The 1202-nt window shown below is 38.9% G+C and carries 1 protein-coding gene; it reads left to right on the top strand.

Annotated features, from left to right (window positions below; translation table 11 throughout):
• Window positions 1–65 precede the first annotated feature (65 nt).
• A protein-coding gene (locus LVD47_RS23280) for an IS3 family transposase (RefSeq protein WP_369427835.1) occupies window positions 66–1186 on the top strand; the annotation gives its coding sequence in 2 pieces (ribosomal slippage) (window positions 66–327 and window positions 327–1186; 1122 coding nt in all).
• The last annotated feature ends 16 nt before the right edge of the window (window positions 1187–1202 follow it).

The following is a 1202-nucleotide window of genomic DNA, read 5'->3' as shown; positions in this document are numbered from 1 at the left end:
TTGTAGCCTTCCCTAAAAATGAGACAGTTTAAAAATGAAAAAAAAATCATAAATTAAACTGCAGAATGAAAAAGACAAGATTTACAGAAAGCCAAATTATAAAGGCGCTAAAAGAGAATGAACAAGGACGTAAGGCTGAAGATATCTGCCGCGAATTGGGGATACATAAAGGAACTTTTTACAATTGGCGAAAGAAATACGGAGGTATGGAATCCAGTCAATTGAAAGAATTAAAGGAATTACAAGCAGAGAACCGTCGGCTGAAACAAATGTATGCGGATATCAGTCTGGATATGGAGATGTTAAAAGATGTGTTGTCAAAAAAGGTCTAAAGCCTTGTGCCAAAAAGGCGCATGCGAAGTATTTGCAAAAGCGATATAAAGTGAGCGTGAAACGTTCTTGCGAAGTGCTGGAGTTGAGTCGATCACAATGGTATTATCAAAGCAAGAAAGATGATACAGCGGTGATAGAAGTACTTTCTCGACTGGCAGAACAACTGCCCACTCGGGGTTTTGATGAATATTTTGGAAGAATTCGGCAACAAGGCTATAAATGGAATCGCAAACGGGTATTAAGAGTATATCGAATCATGAAATTAGGATTGCGTAGAAAACATAAGAAACGACTTCCCAATCGCCACAAAGAGGCCTTACGAGTCCCTCAACAGTATGGTCACACATGGAGCATGGATTTTATGAGCGATGCATTGATTGATCAGCGTAGGGTACGAATACTAAACATCATCGATGATTTTAATCGGGAAGCTCTTGCCGTAGAGGCGGGAATCGGATTTCCAGCCAATCGGGTCATTCGGGTTTTATCCCAACTCGAAGAAGAAAAAGGACTCCCTCAATACATCCGCGTAGATAATGGACCTGAATTTACTTCCCATACTTTTCAACAATGGTGTCGGGAAAAGAAGATCTCCATTAAATACATACAACCTGGAAAACCTACTCAAAATGCTTTTATAGAAAGATTTAACCGACATTTTAGAGAAGATGTCCTGGACGCCTATTGGTTTGAAGACCTGGAACAATTGCGATTGATTATGGAAAAGTGGAGGTGTGATTACAATGATCATCATCCCCATAAATCTTTAGATCATTTATCGCCTATCCAGTACCATTTAAGGCACATTAATACCAATATTCTAAACAAAAAGTTGAATTTAAACCTGTCCTAATTTAGGGAAGGCTACA

The organism is Membranihabitans maritimus (assembly GCF_021729145.1).
GTDB classification, from domain to species: domain Bacteria; phylum Bacteroidota; class Bacteroidia; order Chitinophagales; family Saprospiraceae; genus Membranihabitans; species Membranihabitans maritimus.
Note: the sequence above shows the minus strand (reverse complement) of the source record. Positions and strands in the feature narration are given on the sequence as shown.